A 26,032-nucleotide genomic window follows, 5' to 3' on the forward strand; every position below is an offset into this window, starting at 1 on the left:
CTAGCTTCATGATCCGCGATCCGCGATCAGCGCAGGTCAGGCGCGGAGCGAGCCGCATGTGCGCCCGCCGGGGTGGGGAGAGGGGTCACGTTGGTTGTGCGAATCGGTGGGTACGCCCGGATCAGCCTGGACAAGAACGGCGAGGAACTGGGCGTGGAGAGGCAGCGTCGGGACTACCGGCAGGTTGCCGGGGTGCGGCCCGGCTGGGAGGTCGCGCGCGATTACATCGACAACGACGTGAGTGCCTTCAAGTGCAAGGTGGTTCGCCCCGAGTTCGAACGGCTGCTGGCGGATCTCCAGTCGGGTGTCATAGACGGCGTGATCGCCTACGACCTTGACCGGTTGGCCCGGCAACCGCGTGATCTTGAACGGCTCATCGATGTATTCGAGGAACGGCCGGAACTGGTCTTCTGCACGGTCACGAGCGACATTGACCTGTCGACGTCAGACGGGCGCACGATGGCGCGAGTCATGGTCGCCTTCGCCAACAAGGCCAGCGCCGACACCGGTAGGCGCGTGGCCCGTAAACATCGTGAGCTTGCGGACGCCGGCAAGAACGGCGGAGGATTCCCGCCGTTCGGCTGGAAAGAGGATCGGGTGACGATCGACCCGGAGAAAGCGGTCCTGATCACCAAGGCTCATGACGATCTGTTGGCGGGTACGCGACTTTCCACAATCGTGAAGGAGTGGCAGGACAAGAACGTGCAGACGTCTCGAAATACCGGAAAGCCGATTACCCGTGTGGCCGTGAAGGGAATCCTAAAAAATCCACGCCTCGCCGGCTTCCGCACCGTAAAGCACCAGAAACACATTGGGACGGATGGCAAGCCTGTCATGGGCGTTTGGGAGCCGATCTGCACCCCCGAGAAGCTGGATGCCGTGGTTACCGTAATGGAAGGCGTCCGGTCGCAGTACACGACGAGCAACCAGAGCAACAACCACAAGTACCTGTTGAGCGGAATTCTGCGCTGCGCCGAGTGCGGCGCGAGGATGGTCGCCAACATGCGTTCGTCATGGAAGGAGGGGAGCAAGGGGAGCCGCTTCGCCTACCGATGCCCTGCCGTCAGTGACGGTGGCTGCGGGAAGGTCTCTCGCGCCGGCGAACCGCTCGATAGGCACGTCATCAATCTGATTCACGACGCTGAGGCGAAGGTGAAGGAACCTCCAAGCGAGGCGGCCGAATGGTCCGGATCTGCGCGACTTGCCGGGGTGACCCAAGAAATCAGCGAACTGATCGCCGCCATGAACACCAAGCGCATCTCCGCCACTACCGCTATCGCCCTGCTGGAACCTCTGGAGCGCGAACGCGACGAATTGGAGTACGAGCGCAACAGGCACACGGTCGAGAAAATCAGGGCCACTGCCGCCACTGTGGACCTGTCGGATCATTTTGAACGCCTGCCCATTGAGCGGCAGCGCGCGGTAATCCTGAAGCACGTACGGGCCATTGTGGTGCACTCGGCAGGCCGGGGCTCCCGGAAGTTCAACCCCGAGTTGCTAGACGTTGTGTGGACCGCATAGCCGTCACAGCGAAACCAAGGGGCCGCGCGGCCGTCCGTCGCGACCTGGCGACGGAGGGCCCCAGAGCCCCCAGCGTCGCGCACTGGGGGCTCTGGGGCCTGGCTCAGTCCAGCTTGGTCACGTCCAACTGACCCAACCTGACTGATTCGCGAATCTTCTTTTTGTCGAACTTTCCGACGCTCGTCTTCGGGACCGACTCGATGATCGACCAGCGCTCCGGGAGCTGCCACTTGGCGATCTTGCACACGTCGCTCGCCAGGAAGGCGCGCAGGGACTCGAAGTCGGCGGTGGAGCCCTCCTTGAGGACGACCGTGGCCAGGGGGCGCTCGCCCCACTTGTCGTCGGGGACGGCGACGACCGCGGCCTCGGTGACGTCCGGGTGGGACATCAGGGCGTTCTCCAGGTCCACGGACGAGATCCACTCGCCGCCGGACTTGATGACGTCCTTGGCGCGGTCGGTGAGGGTGAGGAAGCCGTCGGGGGAGATGGTGCCGACGTCGCCGGTCTTCAGCCAGCCGTCCTCGCTGAACTTGTCGGCGGGGCGCAGGGGTTCGGCGTCGGGGCCGTTGTAGTAGGCGCCGGCGATCCAGGGGCCGCGGACCTCCAGCTCGCCCGCGGACTCGCCGTCCCAGGGCAGGCGCTCGCCGCCGGGGCCGGTGAGGCGGGCCTCGACGGAGGCCGGGAAGCGGCCCTGGGTGAGGCGGTAGGCGAACTCCTCGTCGGTGCCGACGACATGGGCCGGCGGGCGGGCGATGGTGCCGAGCGGGGAGGTCTCCGTCATGCCCCAGGCGTGGCACACCCGCATGCCCAGCGCGTCGAAGGCCTCCATCAGGGAGGGCGGACAGGCCGAGCCGCCGATGGTGACCTGGGTGAGCGAGGAGACGTCACGCGGCTTGGCGGTGAGCTCGGCGAGCAGGCCCTGCCAGATGGTGGGGACGGCCGCCGCGTGGGTCGGCCGCTCGCGCTCGATCATCTCGGCGAGGGGCGCGGGCTGGAGGAAGCGGTCCGGCATCAGCATGTTGACGCCGGTCATGAAGGTGGCGTGCGGCAGGCCCCAGGCGTTGACGTGGAACTGGGGGACGACCACGAGCGAGGTGTCCTGGTCGGTCAGGCCCATCGACTGGGCCATGTTGACCTGCATGGAGTGCAGGTAGATCGAACGGTGGCTGTAGACCACGCCCTTGGGGTCGCCCGTGGTGCCGGAGGTGTAGCACATGGCGGCGGCCTGGCGTTCGTCCAGCTCGGGCCAGTCGTAGGCGGTGGGCTTGCCCGCGATCAGGTCCTCGTACTCGTGCACGCGCGCGTGGCTGCCTTCGAGGGCGGTGCGGTCGCCGGGGCCCGAGACCACCACGTGCTCGACCGTCTTGAGGTGCGGGAGCAGCGGGGCGAGCAGGGGGAGCAGCGAGCCGTTGGCGATGACGACGCGGTCGGCCGCGTGGCCCACGATCCAGGCCAGTTGGTCCGGGGGGAGGCGGAGGTTCAGGGTGTGCAGGACCGCGCCCATGGAGGGGATCGCGAAGTAGGCCTCGACATGCTCGGCGTTGTTCCACATCAGGGTCGCCACGCGCTCGTCGGCGGTGACGCCGAGGTCCTCGCGCAGGGCGTGTGCCAGCTGGGCGGCACGGGCGCCGACCTCGGCGAAGGAGCGGCGGTGCGGCTCCGGCTCGCCGGTCCAGGTGGTCACCTGTGAGGTGCCGTGGATCGACGACCCGTGGGTCAGGATCCTGGAGATCAGCAGCGGTACGTCCTGCATGGTGCTCAGCACGGCGTCCTCCCGGGGCGACATTGCCTACGCGGTAGTAAGGGATGCGCCGATTCTGCGCACATACCGCGCGGTATGTCACTAGAGCCGGGCGATCGATCACGTCACGATGCCCTCACAACGGTCGGCCGTCACCGACGGTTCCCACAGTCCCTAGCGGGCGAGCACCAGCTCGGGGTCCTCGCGGAGCTTGCCCAGCGCCCGGGAGACCGCCGACTTCACGGTCCCGACGGAGACGCCGAGCACCTCGGCCGTCTGCACCTCGCTGAGGTCCTCGTAGTACCTGAGGACGACCATCGCGCGCTGCCGGGCGGGCAGTTTCATGATCGCCCGCCACATGGCGTCGTGCAGGGCCTGCTGCTCGGCGGGGTCGTCCTCGCCGGGCCCGGTCTCGGGCTCGGGGATCTCGTCGGTGGCGAACTCGTCGACCTTGCGCTTGCGCCACTGCGAGGTACGGGTGTTCAGCAGGGCGCGGCGCACATAGCCGTCGAGGGCCCGGTGGTCCTCGATGCGCTCCCAGGCGACGTAGGTCTTGGTCAGGGCGGTCTGCAGCAGGTCCTCCGCGTCGCTCGGGTTCGCGGTCAGCGACCGGGCGGTACGCAGCAGCACCGGCTGGCGGGCCTTCACGTACGAGGCGAACGAGGGGTACGCGAGGGTCTGCGTCGCCGGGACGGCGGCCTTCGAAGCGCTGGTGCAGACGGGTGTGGTCATGGCTCCACGCTAGGTTCGAGACCGCCTCCCCCTCATCGGCCACAGGTCCCGAAGACGACTCCGCCTCAGGTTGTAGAGGTGGGGCTGACTGCACCTCCTGTAGGTGGACGAGGACGGTCGGGGTACTGCGGGTTCACCCCTGCGGGCTCACCCCTCCGCGGTGAGCACGAGCCCGGAGGTCGGCACCCCGGTCCCCGCCGTCACCAGGACGCGTCCCGCCTGCGGCACCTGGTTCACCGCCGTCCCCCGCACCTGGCGTACGGCTTCCGCGATGCCGTTCATCCCGTGGAGGTACGCCTCGCCCAGCTGGCCGCCGTGCGTGTTGAGCGGGACGCGGTCCTCGCGGACGAACTCCGCCGCCTCCCCCTTCCCGCAGAAGCCGAACTCCTCCAGCTGCATCAGGATGAACGGGGTGAAGTGGTCGTAGAGGATCGCCACGTCGATGTCCTCGGCGGTGAGGCCGCTGGTGTGCCAGAGGCGGCGGGCGACCACGCTCATCTCGGGCAGGCCGGTGAGGTCGTCGCGGTAGAAGCTGGTCATCTGTTCCTGGGCCCGGCCGGCACCCTGGGCGGCGGCCGCGATCACGGCGGGCCGCTGCGCGAGGGCACGCGCGCGTGCGAGAGACGTGACGACGATCGCCTGGCCGCCGTCGGTCTCCTGGCAGCAGTCGAGGAGTCTGAGCGGCTCGACGATCCAGCGGGAGGCCGCGTGATCGGCGAGGGTGATGGGGCGGCCGTGGAACCAGGCCGCCGGGTTGGTGGCCGCGTACCGGCGGTCGGTCACGGCCACGTGCCCGAAGGCCTCCGGGGTGAGGCCGTAGGTGTGCAGATAACGCTGGGCCGCCATCGCCACCCAGGAGGCCGGGGTGAGCAGGCCGAAGGGGAGGGACCAGCCGAGGGCGACCCCCTCGGCGGAGGGTTCGCGGTGCTGCACGCCGGAACCGAAGCGGCGGCCCGAGCGCTCGTTGAACGCGCGGTAGCAGACGACCACCTCGGCCACGCCCGCCGCGATCGCCATGGCCGCCTGCTGGACGGTCGCGCAGGCCGCGCCGCCGCCGTAGTGGACCCGGGAGAAGAAGGACAGCTCACCGATCCCGCAGGCCTGGGCGACGGTGATCTCCGGGCTGGTGTCCATCGTGAAGGTCACCATGCCGTCCACGTCGGCGGGGGTGAGGCCGGCGTCGTCGAGGGCCGCGCGGACCGCCTCGGCGGCCAGCCGCAGCTCGCTGCGGCCGGAGTCCTTGGAGAACTCGGTGGCGCCGATGCCGGCGATCGCGGCCCGTCCGCCGAGCCGGTCACGCGCGCGTGTGCTCATTCGGCGCTCCCCAGGGTGAGGGTGACCGTGCCCGTCACGTGGTGGCCGAGGCCGTTGGCCCCTACGACCCGGACGGTCGCGGTGGTGCCTTCCACGGCTTCTACCGTCCCGGTCAACACCATGGTGTCCCCGGGGTAGTTGGGGGCGCCCAGTCTGATCGCCACCTTCCTGAGCACCGCGCGTGGCCCGAAGTGGTCGGTGAGGTAGCGGCCGACCAGGCCGTTCGTCGTCAGGATGTTCATGAAGACGTCCGGGGAGCCCTTCGCGCGGGCCGCCTCCGGGTCGTGGTGCACGTCCTGGTAGTCCCGGGAGGCGATGGCCCCGGCGACGATCAGGGTGCGGGTGATCGGGATCTCCAGGGGCGGCAGTTCGTCTCCGGGCCTCATGCGTCCTCCTCGGCGGCGCTGAAGACGGGGAGCACCAGGTCGTCGTCGTAGGACCGGAATTCCAGCCGCACCGGCATCCCGATCCGCACCTTGTCGTACGGCGTCCCGACCACGTTGCTGATCATCCGCACGCCCTCGGCGAGTTGGATCAGGGCGACGGCGTAAGGCGGGTCAAATGCCGGGAAGGGCGGGTGGTGCATGACGACGTACGAGTAGACCGTGCCCTCGCCGCCCGCCTCGACGGTGTCCCAGCCGGGGTCGCCGCAGTGGGCGCAGCCCGGGAGCCAGGGGAAGCGGAGGGTGGCGCAGGCGGTGCAGCGCTGGATGAGGAGCCGGTGGCGGGCTACGCCCTCCCAGAAGCCGGCGTTGTCGCGGTTGACGACGGGACGGGGGCGGGCGGGGCGGGGCGCGGTCTTCTTCCGGCCCGCGGGGGCGTACTTGAGGATGCGGAAGCGGTGGGTGCCGACGAGGGTGTCGCCCACGCGGACGTCGGTGCGGGTGGTGACGAAGTGGCCGGTGCCGAGCTTGGTGGTCTTCCTGGCCGAGACCGACTCGATGACGGTGTCGAAGGTGATCTCGTCGCCGGGGCGCAGCGGACGCAGGTACTCCTGCTCGCAGTCGGTGGCGACGACCGAGGTGCAGCCGGACTCGTCGAGGAGGGCGAGGAGTTCGTCGTACGCCCGCGCGCGGCCGGTGTGTCCGGTGAGACCGCCCATCGTCCAGGCCTGGAGCATGGTGGGAGGGGCGAGGGCGTCGGGGCCGGTGTAGGCGGGGTTGGTGTCGCCGAGGGCCTCGCACCAGTGGCGGATCATGGGGACGTTGACGGGGTCCTTGCCGGTGGCGGCCACGGCGGCGGGGTGTCCTTCGTAGGCCTCGAGCCGGGTCGTCAGGTCGTCTTCGTGCACGGGGTCCAGGGGGTCCACGGGGCGCACGCCTCCCTCGCTCACGGGTTTCTGACTGTCCGTCAGATGTGACGGGATGTCAAGGTCGTCTCGGAGCTGCGGGACACGTATGCGCGGGCCCGCCGGACGCGCCTGCGAGGCGCCACGGGTTACGGCTGCGCGGGGCGGCGCCACCGGTCACGGTTGCGCCGCCCCGCGGACACGCCTGCGCGGCGGCGCCGAAGCACCGCCGCGCGGACGTGTCACCTCCCCGAGGTCCCCCGAGGTCCCCCGAGGTCCCCCCGTAGCCCCTCCCGAAGCACCCCCGGAGCCCCCTCCCGAAGCCCCCCGTCGAGGGCCGTCAGCCCTCGCGGATCACCGTCACCACCACAGCGGGGAGAAGTTGACGGACGTGTTGTGGTTGCCCTGGTTGACGGCCGTGAACGCGGAGCCGTTGACCTGGGCGGTGTTGCTCTGGTTCGAGGCGCCCGAGCCGACGGCGTTCTGCTGTGTGGTGGACGAGTTGCCGTTGTTGTCGTGCCCCACGCCGCTGCCCACGATGCTCGCGACACCCGCGTTCGATCCGTTGTCCGCGAAGCCGCCGTTGTCCGCCGCCGCGACGCCGGTGAAGAGCGCGGCGGCGAGCGGGAGGGCGGAGACGGCGGCGAGGACGCGGGCGGTACGGATGCTTGCCATGGTGTTTCCTCCAGAACCCGGCCTGGTGCCGGTAGTACGTCAAGTAGGGCTGTTTCCGGGGCAGTTGGCCGACCGTCCCGGGCTGTGCACGACGTCGCGAGACCAGAGTTGCCCACCGAATCCCCGGCGAACCAGAGCGGAAGGGGTTATTCCCCCTGAAGCGTGAGGACAAGTCGATAAACCCCTTTCGCGACTTCACCGGGCAGTTCGGGGTAATGGGGGCGGTTGGTGATCAAGCGCGGCAAGAGGGAAAGCGTTCCGGCACATTTCCAGCCAATCGCCCGGGCCCGGCGAGTCGCGCTCGCTCACCCTTCCCTTTTTCGAACACTCGTACGAACATGGAGGCATGGCCACCACAGACCGGCAGGCCACGACGCTGGCCCTCGCACACGCCCTGTCAGCCGCCGAGCGCGGGCTGGCCGTCATCCCCCTGTCCCGCACCAAGCTCCCGGCCCTGCGCTCCCCCCACCGCGACGACCCCTTGGCCGCCCCCTGTCACGGCGAGTGCGGAGCGTTCGGACACGGGGTCTACGACGCCTCGACCGACCCCGTCCGCATCCGCGAGCTCTTCTCGGCGGCCCCCTGGGCAACCGGCTACGGCATCGCGTGCGGCCTCCCGCCCCATCACCTCATCGGCATCGACCTGGACACCAAGTCGGGCACGGACTCCTCGGCGGCCCTGCGCGAACTGGCCCTGCGCCATCTGTTCACGATCCCCGACACGGTCGTCGTCCTCACCCCGAGCGGCGGCCGCCACCTCTGGCTCACCGGACCGCCCGACGCCGCCGTCCCCAACTCGGCCGGCCGGCTGGCCCCGGGCATCGACATCCGGGGCGCCGGCGGCTATCTCGTCGGGCCCGGCTCCCGCACCGACCACGGCACCTACGGCACGGCACCGGGCACGGCCCACCTGGCGCCGGCGGCCTGCCCTCCCGCCCTGCTCCGCCTGCTGCTCCCGCCACCGCGCCCCACCCACCCCGCGACCCATCCCTCGGCCGGCGACCAGGGCCAGGGCCTCGTCCAGTTCGTCCTCGCCGCGCACGAGGGCCAGCGCAACACCCGTCTGTTCTGGGCGGCCTGCCGCGCGTACGAGAACGGCATCGGCCCGGCCCTGTTCGCCCCCCTGGTGGACGCGGCCCTCGACACGGGCCTCACAGAACGGGAAGCCCGGGCGACGATCGCTTCGGCGGCTCGGATGACGGGGAGGCGGGGGTGAGGGGGCGTCGGGGGGAGGGGCCCCGGGGTGCGGTGGTTGGGAGGTAGGGCCCTGTGAGTGAGGGGCCCCGGGGTGCGGTGGTTCGGAGGTGGGGGCCCCGAGGGTGAGGGCCCGGAGTGAGGCGCCCCGGGGTGGGGCCCCGAGGGTGAGGACCCGGAGTGAAGCGCCCCGGGGTGGGATCCCGAGGGTGAGGGCCCGGAGTGAGGCGCCCCGGGGTGGGGCCCCGAGGGTGAGGGCCCGGAGTGAGGCGCCCCGGAGGTGAGCCGTCCCGGAGGTAGACGCGAGGAGGGGGAGCTGCCCCGGGGGCGAGCCGCCCGGAGTGAGAGGCACCCGGCGGTGAGCCACCCGGGGCGAGAAGCGCCGGGGGGCGAGAAGCGCCGAGGTGTTGGGCCCGAAGGGGGAGCCGCCTGGCGATGAGGGGCCCCGGGGGCGAGCCGCCCAGAGTGAGAGGCACCCGGCGGTGAGCCACCCGGAGTGAGAAGCGCCGGGGGGGTGAGAAGCGCCGAGGTGATGGGCCCGAAGGGGGAGCCGCCCCCAGGCGGAGCCGCCTGGCGATGAGGGGCCCCGGGGGTGAGCCGCCCGTGGGGCGAGCCGCCCGAAGGTGAAGGGCCCGGGAGGTGAGGGGCCCCGGAGGCGAGGAGCACCGGACGCGAGGAGCACCGGAAGTCAGCCGCCCGGCAGCAAGCCGCCCCAGGGTGAGCCGTCCCGGGGGTGAGCCGTCCCGGGGACGAGGAGTCCCGGTGAGCTGCGCGAGGCCCTCAGGGGGCGGAAGTGCGCCGGGACAGGCGGGCGAGAGGCCGGTCGCTACTCCGTCGGTCTCCGTCCCGCCCGGTGTGCGGTCAGCCACTTCGCGGCGTAGGCCACCGCCGGGGCCAGGTCGAACAGGCGGGAGTCGGCGGCGCCGATCCGGCCCCGCGTGACCGGCCGTTCGGCGCGGGACTCGTACGCCTCGCCCAGCGCCGGGAAGTCGGAGGTGTCGAAGTCCACGTCACGGTAGCGGTGCCAGCGCCGTCCCGAACCGTCGTCGACCGCGCAGCCGTAGTCCCGGCTGCCCTGCCCCGGCACGCGGTACTCGGCCAGGTGGAAGGCCGTGCAGACGGAGTAGTCGACGCCGAGCAGCAGGACGCGGGCGTCCAGTTCCTCCAGCCGGGCCAGGGGGGACTCCTCGCCCAGGTGACAGTTCAGGTCGTGCCCGGCGGTGATCCGCGCCGCGGCCGGCCCCAGGGCGGCGAAGGAACTCTGCGGGTGGCCGCTGCGCAGCGCGCCCGGCCGGGTGCGGACCTCCTCCGGCAGTACGCCGACCCCCTGACTGGGGGTCCGCGCGGGATCGAACGCGGGCAGCGTCGCCCGCAGCCGGGGCCACTGCGCCGGCGGCACGGCACGGCCCCGGGTGACGGCCCAGCGGGACGGGTCGGAGTTGCCGGGGGTCTGGGTGTAGACGACCAGCGTGCCCTCCGCGCCGAGCGCCTCCAGGAGCGAGTCGACCACGGCCCGCGCACCGCCGGACACCGGCCCGACGGCCCGCAACGACGTGTGCACCAGCAGGGTGTCGCCGGGCCGGAGGCCCAACGCCCGCAGCTGGAGGGTGAGTTCCCCGGGCCGGAGGACGTCCGGGGTGGTCGGCTCGGTCAACTCCGCGCTCCCTGCAGGACGTCGGCGAAGCCCCGCGAGGGGTGCGCCGGGACCGCATCGGCCCGGTACGGGTCATCGCGCGGAGCGTCGGCCCGCCTCAGCCCCGCCGGCAGCGGCACGGACCACAGCAGTCGCAGGTCGTGGCGGACCGCGGAGGCCAGCGGCCTGCCCTGCGGGCTCCCGCCGTCGAGGAACTCGCGCAGCCCGACGTCCCCGCCCCTGGCCATGGTGTACGGCGGTACCGAGTGCCGGGACAGAACCAGCGCCCCGGGACCGGCGCCCGGCGCGGCACCGGCCGCGAACAGGTGTCGTACGGCGTGGAAGTGGCGTTCCTGGAGGCCGCCGACGTCGATCACCGTGGCGTCGTCCGGTACCGCGGTGCCCTGGCGCAGGGTGAGCGGGACCGCGGCGCGGTCGTGGACCAGGACGTGGGCGGCCGCGTAGCGCAGGGTCTGTTCGTCGGCGGTGGCGCCGCCCTTGCCGCCGAGGCGTTCGAGGACACGGGCCCGCCGGGCCGGGGTCAGGGTGCGCACCAGGTCGTCCAGCGCGGTGACGACCGAGGGCGCCGGCAGGGTGTCGTACAGCCCGAAACGGCCCGGCACCAGGGACGACAGCAGCAGACCGAGGCAGCGGGCCAGCAGGGTCGTCTCCTCGGCGACGGCGGCTCCGGACAGGCCGTTGACCCGGCAGCCGAGGGAGCCGGCCAGCACGATCTGCAGGTGCGGGGCGCGATGGCCGGCCTCGGTGAACCGGGACGCCATGCGGACGGCGGGCAGGACGTAACTGAGTGCCCGCAGCGGGACCGTGGTGCTGGCGCCGTACACGATCCGCAGCACCAGCGGGGCCCGCACGGCCTCGCCCGCGGCCCGCAGCAGCGCGGCGACGCCGTGCCGGGGCAGGCCCTGGACGTAGCCCGAGCGTCTGGCCTCGGGGCCGACGAGCGCGTTCAGCAGCCGGGGGCGCAGCCGGTTGACCTCACCGGTCTCCTGCGCGTCGGCGCACGGCGGCAGGGTGTCCAGGAGACCGCGGACGTCGGCGTCGGTGAGCGGACGGGATTCCTTGTCAGGTCCGAGGACAGGCACCCCCCGCATGATGGCAGTGAGCAGATTCGCCTGCTTCTTTCCCAGGGGTGGCACCCCTACGGACACATTGGGCATTGTACCTGACAATTCGCCAATAAACCCTGAATGGTTACGAGTTGATGGCCAGGATTGTGCCACGGCCGGTCGCCCGGCCTCGTGCGAAACTGGAAACGAGGTACGCAAGCCACAAACCGGGGGATGAGATGGTGCCCGTGTACCGCTATGCCGTCAGCTATGCGCACGGCAGGGACGAGGCCTGGGTCGCGCGGTTCCTGGACGAGCTGAGACGGCGTCTGGACACGGGGAGCGGGCCTCGGTTCCACCGCCTCGTGCCCCCGCCCGCCGCGGCCGGCGGACCGGAAGAGGGCTCGTACGGCGTCGGTACGGCGGACATCGTGCTGGCCCTGTGCAGTCCGGCGTACTTCAACGAGGGCCCGGCCCAGCGGGACTGGGCGGTACTGGCGTTGCGCCGGAGCCTGGGGCAGGCCCGGACCGGCGTCGCCCCGCAGCCGGTCCTGCCGCTGGTCTGGGAGCCGGTGGACCGGCGGCTGCCGGGGCCGGTCGAGACGGCCGACGTGTTCTCCGCGGGGCAGCCCACCGAGTACCGCTCGCTGGGGCTGGCGCTGCTGACCATGCAGGCCCCGCGGTACCGCGCGGTGCTGGACCGGGTGCTCGACGGGATCGCGGCCCGCATGCGCGCGATGGCCGCGGCCGGGGCGCCCGCGCCCGAACTGGACGACGGCTACGGCTTCGCCGGGGAGGCCCCCGACGCACTGTCGGCGGACGACGCGGCCTTCACGGAGCGCTTCCGCGCGGAGGTGACGGCACCGCCCCTGCCCGCACGACCGATCACCCGCACGCTGGTCCTCCGCGGCTCAGTGGGGGGCGAGGAGGTGGGCGGTGGGTACGTCGACGACGGACACGTGGACCGTGACGACTCCGGACCGGGCTCCGGCGCCCTGCCCCCTCCCTCCCCCCTGACCGTGGACCTCCTGCCTGACCTGGGGCGCCGCATCCTCCTGGTCGATCCCTCCGGCTCCGGCCACAGCACGGAACTCGCCCGGCTCGTCGCCGGGGCGCTGGCCGACGGGACGCCGGGGCGGGCACCGACCGCGCCGAGACCGAGCCTGGATGCCGTACGGAAGCGGGCCGGGGAGAGTGAATCGGCGGACTGGGAAGAGACGGACGGGCAGGACGTGGACGGGCAGGACGTGGACGGTGACCCGACTGAGTCGCCCGGCAGGGGGTGGCCGCTCGGCGAGGCGGCGCCCGTCCGACCGCCCTGGGGATGCCGGATCCCCTTCGTGCTGTCGGCGCGGTCCGGGGCGTTGCCCCGGCTGGACGGGATGGTGCCGACGCTCGCTCCGTCGGCCGCCGCGGCGGAACCGGCCGGGTGGGCCGCTCGGCAGCTGCGGTCCGGGCGTGCCTTCCTGGCCGTGGACGATCTGGACGCGGTGCCCGCGGGCAACCGTGCCGCCGTCTGGGAGTGGCTCCTGCGGCTGCTGGAGGCCCACCCCCGGGCGCCGTGCGTCATCGCCACGAACGGCACCGGGGTGCCCTGGTCCCGGCTCGGCGGCGACTTCCGGGTCGTAGGCCTGAAACCCCTGTCCCCGACCGACGTCAGGGCCCTCCTGAACTCCGGCGTGCAGGCCTCCGGGGACCGGGGAGACCTCGTGGACCGGGATGCCCTCCCCGTCCTGGTGCCGATGCTCGGCACAGATCCTCTGCTGGCCGGGGTCGCCGGGCGGCCGGCCGCCGCCGTGGCGATGCTGCGGGCGGCGGGCGCCTCGGTCACGCCCGGCCAGGGCCCCCGGCACCGCCTGCTGCGCGCCGGTGTCTCGGCGGTGTGGCGCAGACCGCGCGAGGACACGGCAGGACCGGCCGCCCTCCCCGCGCCCGCGCCCGCCGCCGACCAGGTGCCGGACAGCGTGCTGCGGGCGGCCTCCGGCAGGCTGGCCGTCGCCGCCCTCGGACTGGACGGCTCCCGCATCCCGCTGTCCACCGCGCTGAACGCCCTGCGCGACCCCCGCTCCACCGACTCCACCGCACCCGAACGCCTGCTGGCCGCGCTCGCCGACCGCGCGGGCGTGGTGTTCCGTCCCGGCCCGGACACCGTGGCCTTCCCGAGCCCCGGGGTCAGGACCTTCCTGGCCGCCCACCACCTGGTGCACACCCCCGGCACCGACACCGACGCGCTGCTGCGCCGCCACCCCTCGCCCGAACTCGCCGCGCTGCTGGCCCAGTTGCGGGCCGCCGAGACCGGCACCGGCACCGCGCGCAGTGTCTTGGCGGCACCGGGCGGCCCACCGCGACGGCTGTCGGCGGGCAGCCCGCCGCGTCCTGCCGTACGCGGTGCGGTCGTACGGCGTGTCGGCGTACGGTCGTCCGCCGAGGTGCGCGCCCTGCTGCGGGCCGGTACCGCCGTGCCGGAACTGCGCTGCTCCGGACCGGTCGACGGGCTGTCCGAGGCGCTGCCGAAACTGCCCGGGCTGCGCTCACTGGTCCTCGCGGACGACCCGTCGCTGGTCGCCCTGCCCGAACTGGCCGGCTGCCGGTCGCTGCGGTCGGTCCGGGTGCTGCGCTGCCCGAACCTGCGGGACCTGACGGCTCTGGAGTCCTCGGCGGTGATGTTCCTCGACGTCGACCCGTGGCCGGATCTGCCCGTACCGGAGTGCCTGCGCCGGGCGTTCTGGCTGAGCCGGGTGGACCTGGTGGCCGCCGGCCCGCGCACCCGCCCGGCCGTCGTACCGGCCGTGCCCGGCACGGCGTTCCCGGAGATCCGGATACGGCCCCGCCCGCACGGCTGACGACCTGGCTGTCGGCCATATTCACCGACGGTGTAGTGACGGCAGGCGCCATGGGGAAGAGTGCAACGAGGGCGGTCACCGGAGCCGTGGGCCGCCGATGGGGGGACAGTAGGCTTGATCAGGCTTTTCGACCCGGGCGAGGAGACGGACCGGCCCGCACCGGACCTCCGTGCACCCGCACCCGACGGCCGTGCGCCCGCACCGGACGGCGGTACATCCGCACCGGACGCCGGCACACCCGCGGACGTCGGTGCACCCGTGGCGGACAGCGGTACACCCGCGCCGCACCGCCCCACGCCCGCCCGCGGCACCGACCGTCTCGACGAGCAGGTCTACCTCTTCGACGACCCGACCGTCCTCGCCGTCAACGTCGCGCTGGCGTCCGGCCGTCCGCTGCTCGTGCTGGGCCCCCCGGGCTCCGGGAAGTCGGCGCTCGCGCCGAACGTGGCCCGGCTGATGCGCTTCCGCTACTACGCGGAGGTGGTCACCGCCCGCACCGAACCGCACGACCTGCTGTGGCGCGAGGAGGCCTTCCGCCAGCTCAACGACGCCACCCAGGGCACGCTCCAGGACCCCGGTGCGCGGGCCTACTTCCGGCCCGGCCCCCTGTGGAAGGCGCTCGATCCGGCCATGGACGAGGAAGGCGCGCCCGCACTGCGCGACCGGCCCGCGGTGGTGCTCATCGACGAGATCGACAAGGCCGATCCCGATGTCCCGGACGCCCTGCTCGATCCGCTCAACAACCTCCGTTTCGTGGGCCCGGACCGCCGCACGGTGACCGCGGCCGGGGACACCGGCGCCCCCCTCGTGGTGATCACGAGCAACGAGGAGAGGGAGCTGTCAGCCGCCTTCCTGCGTCGCTGCATCCTGCTGCGGTTGCGGCCGCCGGGCCGCGAACACCTGTTGAAGGTGGCCCGGTTGCACATGGGGGACGCCTACGACGAGGCCCTCACACAGGAGTTGGCCGATCTGTTCGAGAGCGAGTCGTTGGGCGCCCGGCCCGCGGCGAGCACCGCCGAGTTCCTGGACACCCTGCGCGCCTGCCGCCAGCTGGAGTTGACGGCCGAGTCGCCGGAGTGGCGGGCGGTCGCGGGGCTCGCCATGGTGAAGGCCTCCCCCGACCAGGTCTCCGCGGTATGACCTCGGGAGGCCCGGCCCGGCTGGGCGACCTGCTGCGCACGGCCCGGGCCCTGCGGATCTCCGACCCGGACGGCCTGGCGGCCCTCGCGGCGGCCCTGGGCCTCGACCTGCCCGGCGGCACCGGCGCCGCCACTGGGGGCACCCCGTCCGGCGGCCCGGTCCGACGTGCCGCGAGCACGGGACGGCCGTCCCGGGACGACCGTACGACCGCCCGCACGCCCCGCTCCCGCAACGGCGCCGGACCGGACCGGCGAGGTGACACCGGACCGGCACATCTGACGCGGCGGTCCGGCCCGGCAGACGGCGACTCGGCGCCGTACACCGGGGACCCGGCCGCCCTCAGCACCCACCGGACCGCCCTCCCGACCGGACCGAACGCCTTCCCGACCGACCGGACCGCCCTCCCGACCGGCCGGGGCACGTTCCCAACCGGCCGGGACGCCTTCCCAACCGGCCCGGCCACCGACCCTCCGGGCCGGGACGCCGTTCCGACCGGCCCGGACCCCGGCGGCTCAGCCCCCGGCGCCCCAACCCCCGCCGCCCCGATCCCCGGCGACCAGCCCCCCACCCCGCCCGCCCGCACGGCCACCGGCGGTTCGCTGCTCCTCCTGCGGGGGGCGCGGTCTGCGGTGGGCCGGGAGGCGGAGCCGCCGCTGTGGCACGAGCTCGCTTCCTCCGACCCGCTGGAGGACGGCACCGCGGAACTCCTCGGCCGGGCCGAGGCGTTCGAGCTGCCGTGGCCGGCGAGTCCGCCGCTGCCCGCCCCGCCGTGGGACCCGCGCACCGAACGGGCCCTCTTCCTCGCGGTGGCCAGTACGTACACGACCGGGCGGGTGGTCGACCACCCCCGGCTGGTGGAGCTGGTGGTGCGCGGTCTGGCCGGAGGCCGGGTCGGCCGGCCGCGGGTGCCCTACCGGCAGCGGTCCACCACCCGGGCCGGCGCGCTGCTGCTGCTCGACCGCGGCGAGTCGATGCGGCCCTTCCGGCACGACCAGGAGTGGATCACCCGGCTCGCCGCCCGCATCCTGCCGCCGGGCGGGCTGCGGGTGCTGGACCTGCGGATCGCCCAGGGTGTCAGCCAGGACCGCGGGCGCAGCTGGCGCCCCCATCCGGTGCCGCCGGCCGGGCAGCCCGTGCTGCTGCTGTCCGACCTCGGACACCTCCAGCCGCCGCTGCCCGGCCGCCACCACTCCTCGCCGGCGAGCTGGCTGCCGTATCTGCGACGGCTGCGGGAGGCGGGCTGCCCCGTCGTGTGTCTGACGCCCTATCCGGCCGAGGAGTACCCGGCGACCGTGCGGCGGACGGTCGCGCTGGTCCCGCTGGACCGCCGGGTGTCCGTACGGTTCGCGCAGACCACCGCCCGCCGGGACCCGCGGCGGGGCGGACAGCCGCGATGACGGCGGCACCCGACCGCGGCGCGCACCGGCTGATCCCCGACCGCGGCGCCCACCGGCTGATCGCGGAACAGCGCCGGCACCAGCCCGACGTGGTGCGGCTGGCCCGCTCGCTGTGCCTGGCCGCCCAGGCCGAGCCGTACTTCCTGCGCGGCGCCCGGCTCCGGTTCGCCCCCGACAGCGGCACCGGTTTGGAGGCCCGGCTGTCCTTCTCACCGCTGGTGGAGGCCGCCGACAGCCGCGCCCTGGTGCTGTACCCGGAGGTCAGCGCCGAACTGCGACGGCAGTTGTACGAGCACGACCCGGGCCTGCTGCACTCGGTCCGTGACTTCACCCGCGCCGCCCACCGCGGCGCACCGCCCCTCGTCCGCGGCTTCGAGGAACTGCTGTGGTCGGCGACCGTCGGGCCACCGCCCTCCGAAGCCGGGATCGAACGGACCCTGGCCCCGCTCTTCCGGCAGGTGCTCGCCGAGGGCGGCCCGGCGGCCGAGGCCAGCCGCTGGATCCTGCGCTTCCTCCCCCGGCTGCCGCAGGCCGTACGGCAGTCGCTGCCGGCCTGGCGGCTCCAGGTGATGGCGGCGGAGCGGCTGGGCATGGAACCGCCGCGCGCCCTGGTGACCCGGGCCGACGCCGACGCCGAGGAGATCCGGACGGTACGGGCCCTGGTCCACAGCGAGGTGGACATCGGGGTCCGGGCGACGGCGGACGGCCTGGTCCTCAGCCGGCCCCCGGAGCGGGGCGCGCTGGTCTGCGGAGCGAGCGGCGCGGGCCGGGTCCGGCTGCGCCTGCGCGGCGCGCTCCCGGGCGCCCAGTGGCACGAACTGGACCTGCACGACGGGGAACACACCGCGCTGAACCTGAGCGTGGCCGCCGAGGCCCGCGCGGACGGCACGCTCCTGGCCGCGCAGGCGGAGCTGGGCGGCACCCTGCTGTGCGCCCGGTCGGGCTCCCGGGCGGCGGCCGCGACGAGCTCCGACGGCCGGACCGTGCTGCGGATCGACGACGGCGAGTCCGTGCTCCCGGTCGAACTCCCCGACCAGCCACGGCTGCTCGCGGTCGCCGACGCGGGCCCCGCGGCCACGGCGGTGGTCAGCGGCAAGGGCCTGCACGTGGTGACGACGGCCGTCGACGGCACCGCCGACGCGGTCCTGCACCCCCTGTCCCTGCAACCGACGGCCGTGGGCTGGTCCCGCACGGCGGACCGCGCGGTCCTGTGCCTGGCCACCGGCGGTGACGTCCTCCTCGTCGACGACGGCGACCCCGACCGGATCCTGCGCGTCCTCCCGCACCCCGCCCCGGTGGTACGGCTGTGGTGCTCGGCCCGGGCGGGCCTGGTGGCCGCGGCGGACGCGGACGGCGGCGTGACCCTCCACGACCTGGTCTCGGGCACGGTCGCGGGCCGTTGGCGGACGGCGGCGGTCACCGCGCTGTCGGGCGACCCGGAGTCGGGAGCGTTGGTGTGGGGGGCGGCGGACGGGCGGCTCTACGGTGTGCGGGGCGGTACGGCGGACGCCGTGACCGATCCGCCCGCGCTGGGTTCGCTGCCCGCGCCGGCGTCCGCTGTCGCGGTGCTCCCCGAGGCAGGGCTGGTCGTGGCCGCGGACGGGGGTGACCGACTGCTGCGGCTGCCCTGGCCCGGGGGCGGGGCGGTCGACGTGCTGCCGATGCCCTTCCGGGTGCGGGAGGTCCACCGGGCCGGGGGCGGGCAGTTGCTGCTGTCGGGGCACGGCGGCGAGGTGGAGATCCGCGCGGAGGACGGCCGCAGCCGGCTGCTCACGCCGGGGCCCGTGCCGTCCCCGCCGGAGGAAGCGGGGCCGGGCTGGATCCGGGACAGCGTCGGAGTGCTGCTGCCGGCCCGGAACGCCGTGCTGCCGCCCGGGATCCGGCGCCTGGGCATCGGCCACGTCTGCCTGCCCGCCGCCCTGCCACCGGGCTCGGAGGAGTTCACCGCACTGCTGGCGCAGGCCCACGACCAGGGCCTGCGCGTGCTGGCGGAACTACCGCCCCCGGACGGGGACACCTCCTATGGCGAACTGCTCAAGCGGGCCCACGACGCGCTGGAGGAACCGGTCGACGGACTCCGGCTCGGCGACCCGACCCGGTGGCCGGCGCCCCTGCTGGCCCGCCTGCGCCATCTCCTGGAGGCCTACCCGGAGGCGGCGATCGTCACAACGGGCGCACACCCCTCCGACCCCCCGCTCACCACCGGCCACCTCCCCCTGGGCCCACCTCCGGACCCCGAAACCGCCGTAGCGCCGCCTCCCGGGACCGCGGTAACACCGCCTCCTGGGGCCGCCGTACCGCAGCCTCCCGGGACCGCCGCAGAACCACCCCCCTGGACCGGCCCAGCACCCCATCTCGGTGCCGCCCCAGAAAGGCCCCCCGAAACCGCCGTAACACCGCCTCCCGAAGCCGCCGTAGAACCACCCCCCGGCACCGCCGTACGGCTGCCTCCCGAGGCCTCCCCCCACGCGCCGCCCCCTTCCGGCGCCGCCGTCCCGCGCCGGCCGTATCAGGGATGGGCGCTGCCCGAGGGCCTCCCGTACCCCCGGGCGGCGCTGCTGCTGGCGCTTCCCGGTTGCCATGAGGTGCCCGCTTCCCTGCTGGTCTCGGACGACCGGGCGGCCACGGCGTTACGGCCGCTGCTCGCGGCGCGCGCCGAGCAGTTGGCGCTGCGCCACGGTGGGGTCGAAGCGGTGCCCACCGGTGTCGCGGGGGTGACCGGGCTCCGCAGGGACCACGCCGGTCAGAGCGTGCTGTGCCTCACGAGCACGGTCGACGGCCCGGTCACCGCCCGGGTCCCGCTGCCGGAGGCGCCCGCGGGGACCGAGCTGATCGAGATCGCCCACGAGGACCCGGGTGGTCCGTCCGGCACCGAGCCCCGCGTCCTGCACCCGGCCGCCGACGGCAGGATCACGGTCGGGATCGGTGCCGCCCGCGCCCGCTGGTTCCGGTTACGCCCGCGCTCCCACCCGCCCCCGGACGAGCCGGCGGATCCCTTCGCACCGCCCGCTCACTGACCCGACCAGGCCCCCACGAGGAGTCCCATGCCCGGCCCTCACGTCTTCCTCAGCCGCAGCGAGCCCCTCGGCTGCGACTGCAACTGCTGGCCGGCCCGCCGCGCCATGGAGGAACTGCTGCACCAGGAGGGCTGCGAACCGGTCGTCGTGGACCGGGAGTCCCTGGTGCCGGGCCAGGACTGGATGGCGGCCATCTCCGACGGCATGGGCAGCGCGCACGGCATGCTCCTGATCGTCTCCAGCCACGCCCTGCGCTCCGAGCACGTGCAGAACGAACTGGCCATGGCGGAACTGCGCAACCGGCACGACGGCTTCCCGGTGATCCTGCTGATGCTGCCGGAAGTCACCCTGGACGCCCTGGAGAAGAGCGGGCTGGGCTCCCTCAGCCCGCACCGGCGGCAGATGGTGGAGTGGCCGGGCAAGGACGACATCGAGGCCGTACGGCACGACATAAGACCCCAACTCGACCTGATGCGCGCCGAGTCGGGCGGGGCCAAGGTGCACCACCGGGTGGTCCACCATCTGCGGGAGGTGGACGCGCAGAGCCTGAGCCGGGCCGGTGCGACGCTGGGGGTGCCGCTGGAGACGCTGTCCCCGCTGATGCGTCACCGGCTCGCCTCCGGCCTGCTGGCGGAACGCCCGGGCGAGCCCGTCGCCGACCCGCTGCGCGCGGCCCTCACCGAACTGCTCCCGCTGTCCGCCCCGGACGCCTCCCGGGAACTCGTCCAGCTGAGCGTGACCCACGCCCGGGTGCCGGTGGACGAGGCGGCCCGGATGCGCGGGGTGCTGCGCTCCGGCTCCCCCAGGGTCGCGGTGCTGCCCGCGCTCTCCACGGACACCGCCCGCCGCTACATCCACCGGGCCAGTGAACAGCCGCTGCCCTGGGACCACTTCGTCGTCCCGCTCACGGCGGGCAGCGGCGTCCTGACCGACCTGGTCGAACGCATCGGTGAGGAGCTCCTGGAGGAGTTCGACATCCACGACGAGGAGACCCTGCGTGAACACGAGCACGACTTCGGCCCGGTGGTCGTGATCGTCCCGCATCCCCCGGACGCCGACCTGGTCAGAGCACTCGACACGGCGTACCCGGAGGGGCTGCTGTTCCTGTTCGTGGTGGACGGCGAACTCCTCGGCACCACCGGCCCCCACACCCGCCTGGAGGGCCTGCCCGCCTGGCGCGAGGAGGAGATGAACCGGACCGTCCGGCGTTTCGTACGGCGGTACGGGACACCGGCGAGCAACTGACCCGACCGCCACGGGGGCGGCCGGGTCGGACCCGCACACGGCCTCAGGTCGGCGGCATCTCCAGATCGAAGTCGATGCGCTTGCGCTCCCGCATCACGCGGACGGTGGGGTGGTCCCGCCCGAACTCCTGCTCGGCGGCGAGCGTCGCGGCGGTGAGGTTGCGTTCGGCGTCGTCGTGGCCCATCACGCTGCCGTCCAGGGCGACGTTGAACTCCGCGCAGAGCACCCGCGGGTGGTGGTTGCGGTAGAGCTCGCGGTAGGCCTCGCGGGCGCTCTCGTCCTCGGCCAGTGCCTCCTCGTACCGGCCCAGCGCGAACAGCACACCGGCCCGGTTGGCCCGGCAGGCCACGGTGGCCGGGTGGGAGTCACCGAGCCGCCGGACGAGCAGCGGGAGCGTCTCGTCGGCGAGCTCCATCGCCTGGTCGGTCTCTCCCTGGCTCCGGAAGATGGCCACCAGGTTGGTCGCGGCCGCGAAGGAGAACGGGTGCTCGGTGCCGAGGCGCTCGCGATAGCGCTTGAGGTTCTGCTTCCCGAGGTGCACCGCCTCCGCCCCGCGCGCCGGATCCGTCAGCGACAGGGCGAGCAGGTCGCAGGCCAGGTTGGCCGTGCACGACAGGGTCTCCGGATGGCCCTCGCCGTAGCGCTGCCGGTACACGTTCAGGGTGGAGCGCGTCAGGGCCTCCGCCTCCGCGTAGTTGCCGAGGCGGCGCTGGGTCACCGCGAGGGACGCGTCGGTGCGCAGCACGTCGTCGGCCTTGTCGCCGAGCAGGCCCACGAAGCGCTTGCGCACCTCGTAGAGCAGGTCGAGGGAGCCCTGGTAGTCACCCGTCTCCCGCCGGTCCAATGCCACACCACCGGCGAAGGCCCAGGTGAGCACGTGTTGCAGGCCCAGGGACTGACGGGACCTCTGATAGGTCTCGGTGGCCCGCTCCAGGGCTCCCGAGGGCTGACCGGCCAGCAGGAGCGAGACGCCCAGGTTGTGTGCGGCCCGCAGGGTGTCCTCGTGGTCGAGGCCGAAGTGCGGGCTGTTCAGATAGAGCTCGTAGGTCCTGCGGTCCTCGGCGTACGCCTCCTGGTAGCGGCCGAGGCCACGGAGGTCGGCGCCGTAGTTGCGGGCCGTCATCAGTGTGTAGCCGTCGTCCTCGCCGAGCTGCTCGCGCTGGCGCTGGAGCGTGTCGGCGTCGAGTTCGTGGGCCTCCCGGTAACGGCCCAGGGAGCGCAGCGGGTTGGCCACCTGGGCGGCCAGCCGCAGCCTGAGGTGGTGGTCGGCGCCCAGGGATCCCGTCCAGACGTCGAGCGCCTTCTGCCCGAGGGCGACGGCGGCCCGGTGGTCCCCGATCCGCCACTGGTTGCGGACCTGGCGAATGACCCACTCGCACACCCGGGCGTCGGTGTTGGACAGCGCCCCGGAGGGTTCCAGGTGCGGCAGCAGCTCCGCGAACCGCTGCCTGGCCTGCGGGCTGTCCTCCGCCGAGACGGCCGAGGGCAGCGCTCCCGCCAGCACCAGTTGCGCCTGGCGCCGGGTCCGCTCCTCGCGTTCGCTGTCCTCCTTCAGCCATTCGCGTACGGCGGCCTGGACCAGTCGGTGGACCTGGATGGAGCCGCTCTGCTGATCGACGGTGGCGAGCGCGTAGCGGCCGAGGTCCCGGATCAGGTAGCCCATCACCATGGGGTCGAGGACCGACTCGTCGCCGGTCTCCTCGGCGAGCCGGTTGCGCATGGCGTCGCTGTAGAGCAGGGAGTGCGCGATCGGCTCGGGGGACAGGAAGGCGCAGAGTTCGAGGAGCCGTACGGCCGCGGGGCGTTCGCTGCCGAGCCGGTCGACGGTCAGCCGCCAGACCGCGAGGAGGGATTCCTGCTGGCTGTCCCCGGTGTTGCCGGCCCCGTTCAGAACCGCGCTGACCTGGCTGTTGACCCGGTCGAGGTAGGTGTCCAGGGGCATCGCCGTCTGCCGCAGCCAGGCCGCCGCGATCTCCATGGCCATGGGGAAGTCACCGAGCGTCTCGGCGATCCGGTCCGCGTCCTCGGCCGACAGCCCGTCGACCCTGCGGCGCAGCAGGGCGATGCTCTCGGACCTGTTGAAGGCGTCGACCTCCACGGAGATCTGGTTCTCCTCATGGGGGGAACGCCGGGCGGTGAGAATGACGTGCCCCGGCCCCTCGGCGGGAAGGTACCGCTTCACCGTCGTGTCTCCCTCGTCCCTGAGTTGGTTCTCACCTTCCGTGTCCTGGCTTTCGGTGATGTTGTCGAAAACCAGCAACCAGCGACCATAATCATTGTTTTTCAGCGCCGTCATGGTTGCCTGGGCGCGTTCGTCGACCGTGTCGCCCGGAATTCCCAATTCCAGCCCAAGCTCCGCGAGGAGCTGGGGGATCCTGGTGGGCTGTTCGGCCGGGATCCAGTGCACGAGGTCGTACTGGGAACCGTACCGGTGGACGTACTCCTGCGCGATCTGAGTTTTGCCGATGCCTCCGAGGCCGTACAGGAAAACCCTGCCCACGGGCGTGTCCGGGCGGAGTGATTCGGCACCCAGTTCGGACCTCAAACGGTCCAATTGAATGTCGCGGCCGGTAAAGGCGTTGTTGCGGCGCGGCACGTTGAAAATACGGGGGACTCGGCCCGGATAGGTGAGGTCCTCGCTGACCGTGGGGGCCGCCGCCTCGAGTTCCAGCAGGCCGAAGAGTTTGCTCAGGACCTGCGCGGCCGAGGTGTCCACCAGGCTGAATCCCGGCAGCCCTCGCAGGGCGGACTCCGGTTGGTGCTCCCGGGTGCGCAGTCCGATGATCTTGGGCCCGTCGGGTGCCGCCGCGAGAGCGCGCACCTCGTCGGCGACCGGTGTGGTGGCGAAGTCGGGGGAGAGCAGGGCGATGACCACGTCGGCGGCGTCCGTGGGTCCGCCGGACAGCGGCATGGAGGGACTGCTTCCGCGCAGCCCCACGGCCACGCCGGCGACCTGGAGCTGGGCCTCGACCCACTCCGCCCAGGCTCCGTCGCGCAGCGCGTAGTCGATCCGCACCCGCGGCACCAGCCGCCCCCCGGGCACCGGGACCCGCTGGAAGCGGGCGAGCAGCTGCCTGCGCACCGGTTCCTCGACCGGCCGCAGGGCGGTGACCTGACCGTCCGTGATGACCGAGGTGAGGCGTTCGTAGGCGCCCAGCAGGGAGGCCGGCTGGCGGGGCGTGTCGGCGACGGTGGCCAGGACCTCCTCGTACGCGTAGAAGGGCTTGTAGGGGATCTCCACGGAGCCCCAGTAGCCGTCGGGGTCGGCCGCCCGGGGCGTGTCCTTCAGGAACTCCTGGAAGCGGTGGCGGGCGTGCCCGCGGCTGATAGCCAGTTTCTCCTGCTCGGCGTCCTCCACCCGCATGGGGACGGGGAAGATCTTGACGTGCGGGGCGGCCCGCCGGACGTCCGCGGCCACGCTGGCGCTGCCGTCCACCGACTGGGTGTTCAGCGTGAAGCAGTTGACCAGGACGTCCGGCATCAGCACCGTGGTGATGCCGGAGGTGTCGCTCCAGCCCGTGCGGCTGTCGATCAGGGCGTAGTCGTAGTTGGCGCGCATGTCCTCGCGCAGGGCACGCAGGAAGGCCGCTCCGTCGCGCTGCTCGTAGAACCCCTGCCAGTCGTAGGTGTTGATCTTCTCGGAGTACTCCGGAGTCCGCCGGCCGGGCGACACGAACAGGACGTAGCCGCCGCTGTCGAAGCTCCACGTCAGCGCGGAGGCGAAGCGCTCCACCCGGGCCTGCCGGCTGTAGTCGCCCCCGGCCGGCCTGGGCCTGGCCAGGTCGAACTCGCGGATCAGGTCGATGACACCGGGGGTGGAGCGCAGCTCCGGGTCGCCGAGGAAGGGGGCGAAGTAGCGGTGCAGCCCCGGCGCCTCCAGGTCCCAGTCCATGGCCAGTACACGTTTTCCGTTGCTGGCCAGGATCCAGGCCACGTTCGCCAGGGCCATGGTGCGACCGGTTCCACCCTTGAAGGAGTAGAACGTGACGATCGTGCCGGACTCGCGGGTGCCGGCGTCACCCGAGGCGAACGTCATGAGGAGTACCTTCCGAGCAGGGGAAACGTGTGAAGACCTTCGGTCGGCGTTGCCGGCGACTGAACGGCCTCCACTGACTTGAGCGCCTCGTTCTGGAGGCGGATGAGCACCTTGCGCAGGGACGAGGTGAAGCTCTCGGCGTCCAGCAGCCTCCAGCGCTCGTACTCGCTGTGCCGTCCCCGCATGCGGGGGAGCGTGCGGTCCAGGAGTTCGTCAAGGGTGCCGGCCCACTCGGCCGACTCGGTGTCGTCCCGGGCCCTCGGTTCCAGCGCCGTGGTCGCCTCGGGATTGCGCTCGTCGACGGCGGCCAGCAGCCGGTGCTCCTCCCGCCGCAGGGCCACCCACGCGTCCACCAGGAGCACGACGAGCTGCTCGGGGTCCTGCTCCCGGACGATCCGGTCGACGCTCTCCTCGTCCAGCGGCAGCACGTTGGCGGTGAAGTCCAGCGCGGTGGCGGTGTTCTTCACCAGCGCGACCAGGGCCTCGTGCTCCCCCGGGGCGTAGGGGGACCAGTCCAGGACCGTCTTTCCGTAGTACTGGCGGGAGTGCCGTTCTCCGGGCACGTCCTCCCTCGCCGAGGACGCGACGACGAAGCTGACCTCCTGGCTGCCCACGGGCTGGGGGGCGCCGACGGGCGAATGGCTGCCGCTCGCGTCGAACCCGTGCACCTCGGGCAGTTGCTCCGCGGCCGCGACGATCCGGTCGGCGACCGCCGTCAGCACTTCCTCGTACTCGGACCGGTAGCGCGCCTTCAGCCGCAGCAGGTGCAGCAGCCCGTCACGCCGGTAGGCCTCCGAGCGCGGGCCGAGGGGCGGATACGGGACGACACTCTCCAACGGGTGCGTGAAGTCGGGTTCCCACATCACGGGTACGACCGCGTCGGCGCTGCGGCCCGTGCGGGACCGCTGCATGTTCAGGCGCCGCTGGAAGTAGGACAGCTCGGCCCGGCAGTACGACTGACTGAAGTACCGCGGTGAGTGCAGCACGACGAGGACGGTGGACCGGCCCAGCAGCTCCACCGACACGTCGGACGACTGCGGTTTCCCGCGCACGCCCACGGCTTCGGGCGAGCGCCCGGTCCGCTGGGCCACCGCCCTGCAGAGGTCGTGAAAGAACGCCGCGACCCACTCCTCGTCGACCGTGCGAACGTGACTCAAGTAGAAGTGGCTCACGACTGCTCCCGTGCGAC

The 26,032-nt window shown here is 72.9% G+C and carries 17 protein-coding genes; 7 read left to right on the forward strand and 10 right to left on the reverse strand.

All coding sequences use genetic code 11. The features are described 5' to 3' along the window. Positions 1–96 precede the first annotated feature (96 nt). Positions 97–1,521, forward strand: a complete 1,425-nt coding sequence (locus tag AC2XR2_RS22225) for a recombinase family protein (RefSeq protein ID WP_491518480.1) — start codon at positions 97–99, stop codon at positions 1,519–1,521. Positions 1,522–1,624: 103 nt separating this feature from the next. Here AC2XR2_RS22225 and AC2XR2_RS22230 read toward each other — a convergent pair whose 3' ends face one another. The 6 genes from AC2XR2_RS22230 to AC2XR2_RS22255 all read right to left on the reverse strand — a co-directional run bounded on the left by AC2XR2_RS22230 (position 1,625) and on the right by AC2XR2_RS22255 (position 7,271). Beyond that, positions 1,625–3,286 carry a long-chain fatty acid--CoA ligase gene (locus AC2XR2_RS22230; protein ID WP_491516097.1) on the reverse strand — a complete coding sequence of 554 codons (1,662 nt, stop codon included), beginning with the start codon at positions 3,284–3,286 and terminating at the stop codon, positions 1,625–1,627. Positions 3,287–3,436: 150 nt separating this feature from the next. Further along, a complete protein-coding gene (locus AC2XR2_RS22235; RefSeq protein ID WP_330265833.1) occupies positions 3,437–3,994 on the reverse strand; it encodes a SigE family RNA polymerase sigma factor in 558 nt (185 codons plus the stop codon). Between the two features lie 147 nt (positions 3,995–4,141). After that, positions 4,142–5,308 carry a lipid-transfer protein gene (locus AC2XR2_RS22240; protein ID WP_491516098.1) on the reverse strand — a complete coding sequence of 389 codons (1,167 nt, stop codon included), beginning with the start codon at positions 5,306–5,308 and terminating at the stop codon, positions 4,142–4,144. Next, entirely contained in the window at positions 5,305–5,694 is a 390-nt protein-coding gene (locus AC2XR2_RS22245; RefSeq protein WP_381303174.1) for a MaoC family dehydratase, read from the reverse strand. The genes AC2XR2_RS22240 and AC2XR2_RS22245 overlap by 4 nt, the downstream gene beginning before the upstream one ends. After that, positions 5,691–6,599, reverse strand: coding sequence for a bifunctional MaoC family dehydratase N-terminal/OB-fold nucleic acid binding domain-containing protein (locus AC2XR2_RS22250; RefSeq protein WP_491518481.1), 909 nt, complete (start codon positions 6,597–6,599; stop codon positions 5,691–5,693). Before AC2XR2_RS22250 ends, AC2XR2_RS22245 begins: the two co-directional genes overlap by 4 nt. Before the next feature lie 357 nt (positions 6,600–6,956). Further along, entirely contained in the window at positions 6,957–7,271 is a 315-nt protein-coding gene (locus AC2XR2_RS22255; RefSeq protein ID WP_381300352.1) for a hypothetical protein, read from the reverse strand. A 346-nt stretch (positions 7,272–7,617) separates the two neighbouring features. Between AC2XR2_RS22255 and AC2XR2_RS22260 the strand changes: the two genes are divergently transcribed. Continuing rightward, positions 7,618–8,487 carry a bifunctional DNA primase/polymerase gene (locus AC2XR2_RS22260; RefSeq protein WP_491516099.1) on the forward strand — a complete coding sequence of 290 codons (870 nt, stop codon included), beginning with the start codon at positions 7,618–7,620 and terminating at the stop codon, positions 8,485–8,487. Between the two features lie 804 nt (positions 8,488–9,291). On the opposite strand, the gene AC2XR2_RS22265 is transcribed toward AC2XR2_RS22260, so the two are convergent. Together AC2XR2_RS22265 and AC2XR2_RS22270 are read right to left on the reverse strand one after the other, a co-directional pair. Further along, positions 9,292–10,119 carry an AAC(3) family N-acetyltransferase gene (locus AC2XR2_RS22265; protein WP_491516100.1) on the reverse strand — a complete coding sequence of 276 codons (828 nt, stop codon included), beginning with the start codon at positions 10,117–10,119 and terminating at the stop codon, positions 9,292–9,294. After that, a complete protein-coding gene (locus AC2XR2_RS22270; protein WP_491516101.1) occupies positions 10,116–11,210 on the reverse strand; it encodes a hypothetical protein in 1,095 nt (364 codons plus the stop codon). The genes AC2XR2_RS22265 and AC2XR2_RS22270 overlap by 4 nt, the downstream gene beginning before the upstream one ends. 194 nt (positions 11,211–11,404) lie before the next feature. On the opposite strand from AC2XR2_RS22270, the gene AC2XR2_RS22275 reads away from it, so the two are divergent. The 5 genes from AC2XR2_RS22275 to AC2XR2_RS22295 all read left to right on the forward strand — a co-directional run bounded on the left by AC2XR2_RS22275 (position 11,405) and on the right by AC2XR2_RS22295 (position 20,807). Then, a complete protein-coding gene (locus AC2XR2_RS22275) occupies positions 11,405–14,008 on the forward strand; it encodes a large ATP-binding protein (protein WP_491516102.1) in 2,604 nt (867 codons plus the stop codon). A 114-nt stretch (positions 14,009–14,122) separates the two neighbouring features. Next, positions 14,123–15,148: an AAA family ATPase gene (locus AC2XR2_RS22280; RefSeq protein WP_491516103.1), complete on the forward strand. Its 1,026-nt coding sequence runs from the start codon at positions 14,123–14,125 to the stop codon at positions 15,146–15,148. Further along, on the forward strand, positions 15,145–16,545 hold the full coding sequence (locus AC2XR2_RS22285; protein WP_491516104.1) for a hypothetical protein: 1,401 nt from the start codon (positions 15,145–15,147) through the stop codon (positions 16,543–16,545). The genes AC2XR2_RS22280 and AC2XR2_RS22285 overlap by 4 nt, the downstream gene beginning before the upstream one ends. Then, positions 16,542–19,562, forward strand: coding sequence for a hypothetical protein (locus tag AC2XR2_RS22290; protein WP_491516105.1), 3,021 nt, complete (start codon positions 16,542–16,544; stop codon positions 19,560–19,562). Before AC2XR2_RS22285 ends, AC2XR2_RS22290 begins: the two co-directional genes overlap by 4 nt. Positions 19,563–19,589: 27 nt before the next feature. After that, positions 19,590–20,807, forward strand: a complete 1,218-nt coding sequence (locus AC2XR2_RS22295; RefSeq protein ID WP_391195483.1) for a toll/interleukin-1 receptor domain-containing protein — start codon at positions 19,590–19,592, stop codon at positions 20,805–20,807. 43 nt (positions 20,808–20,850) lie between these two features. Here the strand turns inward: AC2XR2_RS22295 and fxsT are convergent, their stop codons facing one another. Both fxsT and fsxC read right to left on the reverse strand, forming a co-directional pair. After that, on the reverse strand, positions 20,851–24,843 hold the full coding sequence (gene fxsT, locus AC2XR2_RS22300; protein WP_491516106.1) for an FxSxx-COOH system tetratricopeptide repeat protein: 3,993 nt from the start codon (positions 24,841–24,843) through the stop codon (positions 20,851–20,853). Next, entirely contained in the window at positions 24,840–26,015 is a 1,176-nt protein-coding gene (gene fsxC / locus AC2XR2_RS22305; RefSeq protein WP_491516107.1) for an FxsC protein, read from the reverse strand. The genes fxsT and fsxC overlap by 4 nt, the downstream gene beginning before the upstream one ends. Positions 26,016–26,032: the final 17 nt, after the last annotated feature.

Source organism: Streptomyces sp. LS-MS-L19 (assembly GCF_058382285.1).

Coding starts and splice junctions, on each gene's coding strand:
- AC2XR2_RS22295 (WP_391195483.1), top strand. CDS start 19,590: ATGCCCGGCCCTCACGTCTTCCTCAGCCGCAGCGAGCCCCTCGGCTGC.
- AC2XR2_RS22240 (WP_491516098.1), bottom strand. CDS start 5,308: ATGAGCACACGCGCGCGTGACCGGCTCGGCGGACGGGCCGCGATCGCC.
- AC2XR2_RS22260 (WP_491516099.1), top strand. CDS start 7,618: ATGGCCACCACAGACCGGCAGGCCACGACGCTGGCCCTCGCACACGCC.
- fxsT (WP_491516106.1), bottom strand. CDS start 24,843: ATGACGTTCGCCTCGGGTGACGCCGGCACCCGCGAGTCCGGCACGATC.
- AC2XR2_RS22245 (WP_381303174.1), bottom strand. CDS start 5,694: ATGAGGCCCGGAGACGAACTGCCGCCCCTGGAGATCCCGATCACCCGC.
- AC2XR2_RS22285 (WP_491516104.1), top strand. CDS start 15,145: ATGACCTCGGGAGGCCCGGCCCGGCTGGGCGACCTGCTGCGCACGGCC.
- AC2XR2_RS22255 (WP_381300352.1), bottom strand. CDS start 7,271: ATGGCAAGCATCCGTACCGCCCGCGTCCTCGCCGCCGTCTCCGCCCTC.
- AC2XR2_RS22275 (WP_491516102.1), top strand. CDS start 11,405: ATGGTGCCCGTGTACCGCTATGCCGTCAGCTATGCGCACGGCAGGGAC.
- AC2XR2_RS22270 (WP_491516101.1), bottom strand. CDS start 11,210: ATGCGGGGGGTGCCTGTCCTCGGACCTGACAAGGAATCCCGTCCGCTC.
- AC2XR2_RS22290 (WP_491516105.1), top strand. CDS start 16,542: ATGACGGCGGCACCCGACCGCGGCGCGCACCGGCTGATCCCCGACCGC.
- AC2XR2_RS22235 (WP_330265833.1), bottom strand. CDS start 3,994: ATGACCACACCCGTCTGCACCAGCGCTTCGAAGGCCGCCGTCCCGGCG.